This window comes from Pseudomonas sp. EA_65y_Pfl2_P74, assembly GCF_963970575.1.
Classification (GTDB): domain Bacteria; phylum Pseudomonadota; class Gammaproteobacteria; order Pseudomonadales; family Pseudomonadaceae; genus Aquipseudomonas; species Aquipseudomonas baetica_A.
The window spans coordinates 1-1,185 of the sequence record NZ_CAXAOQ010000080.1 but is presented as its reverse complement, the minus strand read 5'-3'; the positions used below and the strand labels follow the sequence as shown (position 1 = coordinate 1,185).

Sequence of the window (1,185 nt, the reverse complement as noted above, 5' to 3'; positions counted from 1 at the left end):
AAGGGATGTTCGCGCCGGCCAATGAAACCCACTTTGCCCTGACCATCGAAGGGCTCTCCGCCGATTTTCAGGTGTTTACCCTCACCGGCCGAGAAGCCATCAGCCAGCCCTTTGTCTTCGAGGTGGAACTGGTCAGTGAAAAACCGTCGCTGGACCTCGAGACCCTGCTGCACAAACCGGCCTTCCTGCAACTGTCGCCCGACGGCAGCGGCATCCACGGCCAGATCTACCGCGCCGCGCAAGGTGACTCGGGCAAGCGCCTGACCCGTTATTCGGTGACCCTGCGCCCGCAACTGGCGTACCTTGCGCACCGGATCAACCAGCGTATCTTCCAGAACCTCAGCGTGCCGAAAATCATCGGTCAAGTGCTGGAAGAGCACGGCATCCAGAGCAACGCCTACGATTTCCAGACCGGTTCGATCTACCCCGAGCGCCTCTACTGCGTGCAATACGACGAATCCGACCTGCATTTCATCCAGCGCCTGTGCGAGGAAGAAGGCATTCACTACCACTTCCAACACAGCGAGGCCGGCCACAAACTGATTTTCGGCGATGACCAGACGGTGTTCCCGAAACTCCAACCCGTGGCCTATCAGCAAGACTCCGGCATGGTCGCCAGCAACCCGGTGATCAAGCGTTTCGACCTGCGCCTGGAAACCCGCACCAGCCGCACCACACGCCGCGATTACGACTTCGAAAAACCACGCCTGACCCTCGAAAGCGAAAACCGTGGCGATGCCCTGCCCGACCTCGAAGACTACGATTACCCGGGCCGTTTCATCGACCGCGAGCGCGGCAAACACCTGGCCAAACGCGCCCTCGAACGCCACCGCAGCGACTTCCAACTGGCTGAAGGCAAGAGCGATCAGCCGTTGCTGGTCAGCGGCCACTTTTTGGCCCTGACCGAGCACCCAAAAGCCAAGTGGAACGACCTGTGGCTGCTGACCGAAGTGCTGCACGAAGGCAAACAGCCGCAAGTGCTCGAAGAATCGGTGACCAGCGACACCACCGCACTCAAAGACGATTTCCACCAGGGCTACCGCAACCGCTTCCAGGCCACCCCGTGGGACGTGCCGAACCGCCCGCCCCTGCGCCACCCGAAACCGCGCATCCTCGGCAGCCAGAGCGCCGTGGTCACCGGCCCCAAAGGCGAAGAAATCCACTGCGACCAATACGGCCGCGTCA

At 61.4% G+C, this 1,185-nt stretch carries 1 protein-coding gene; it reads left to right on the top strand.

Annotation, left to right across the window (positions count from 1 at the left end):
• Positions 1-5: 5 nt before the first annotated feature.
• The coding region (gene tssI / locus AACY18_RS27900) for a type VI secretion system tip protein TssI/VgrG (protein ID WP_339466848.1) at positions 6-1,185 on the top strand (1,180 nt) is incomplete at its 3' end.